The 1,305-nt window shown below is 43.6% G+C and carries 1 protein-coding gene; it reads left to right on the top strand.

Features of this window, described 5'->3' with window-relative positions; translation table 11 throughout:
- The coding region (locus tag A3762_RS03855; protein ID WP_068754185.1) for a sigma-54 dependent transcriptional regulator at positions 1-1,156 on the top strand (1,156 nt) is incomplete at its 5' end.
- Positions 1,157-1,305 lie beyond the last annotated feature (149 nt).

A 1,305-nucleotide genomic window follows, 5' to 3' on the forward strand; every position in this document is an offset into this window, starting at 1 on the left:
GGTCTTGCTCACTGATCATCGAATGCCGACGTTGAGCGGGTTAGAGTTGATTCGTCGAGTGAAGCAACTGTATCCCGAATGTTATGTGGTACTGATGAGTTCCTTTGATGATTACACAGAAGTGATCACTGAGTTCAACAACAAGCTACTTGATCAATACCTGTCCAAACCAGTTTCAAAGCCTGACCTGTACAACGTCATGGATAGAGTGAGACGAAATCTGCGCGGGCAAAAAGAGGTTTATAACTACGGTTTTGTCAGTCAGAACAAGAATGTTTTAAAACTGTTAGAAATGGTCCCGCGAGCGGCAAAATCTGGTTTGCCCGTAATGATTGTTGGTGAGACAGGGACTGGTAAAGAGTTAATTGCTCACGCTATACACGACCATAGCGCGCGTAAAGAGGGTGAATTTTTAGCATGCAGCTGCCCAAACTTAGTTCCCTCTTTAGCGGAGTCTCAGTTGTTTGGATCTGTGAAAGGTTCCTTTACCGGAGCTGACCGCGATAGTACTGGGATTTTTCAACAGGCGAAAGGCGGCACGATTTTCCTCGATGAATTAAACTCCTTAGATATGGCAATTCAAGGTAAATTACTGCGCGTTTTGGAAACTGGGAAGTTTTCTCGTTTAGGCGATCATGCAGTGCTTGATTTTGAGGGTGAGATTATCTCAGCGATTAATTTACCGGTTGATCAGGCGGTAGAGACAGGCTGTTTGCGTGCAGATTTGAAGTATAGGATGGACGTTGTCCGAATCAGTCTGCCTCCGCTGCGAGAGCGCCGTGATGATATTTTGCTATTGTTCAGACATTTTGCCGAACGATTAAGTCGCTCGCTCAAATGTACTGACGATGTGGAGCAGTTTTTGACCCACTATGATTGGCCCGGGAATGTTCGGGAGCTGGAAAATGTTGTCCGTTATATTATAGCTATGCACGATGATGAGGTCGTTACTCGTCAACACTTGCCCAGTTATTTGCAGGACTCAACATTATTCGGAAGTGATTTACCCACCCATGCTGGAGCACGCAAAGATCTTACTAAAAACGACATTATCAGCGCGCTCAAAGAATGTAACTTTAATAAAAGTGATGCCGCAAGCGCTCTAGGTGTTAGCCGAATGACGTTATGGCGGAAGATTAAGGAGCACAACTTATAACAGTGATACGGTTGTTACGCGTTTTTTATTCGTTGATACTTTTTTGTTACATTTTTTCGGAGGGAGCCAGTTGTAAGTTATTGATATTAATGTGATTTTTATTCTGGCCTTATCTTTGCTAAACAGTTCTATATGTTTAAGCCAGAGAG

This window comes from Oleiphilus sp. HI0125 (assembly GCF_001635355.1).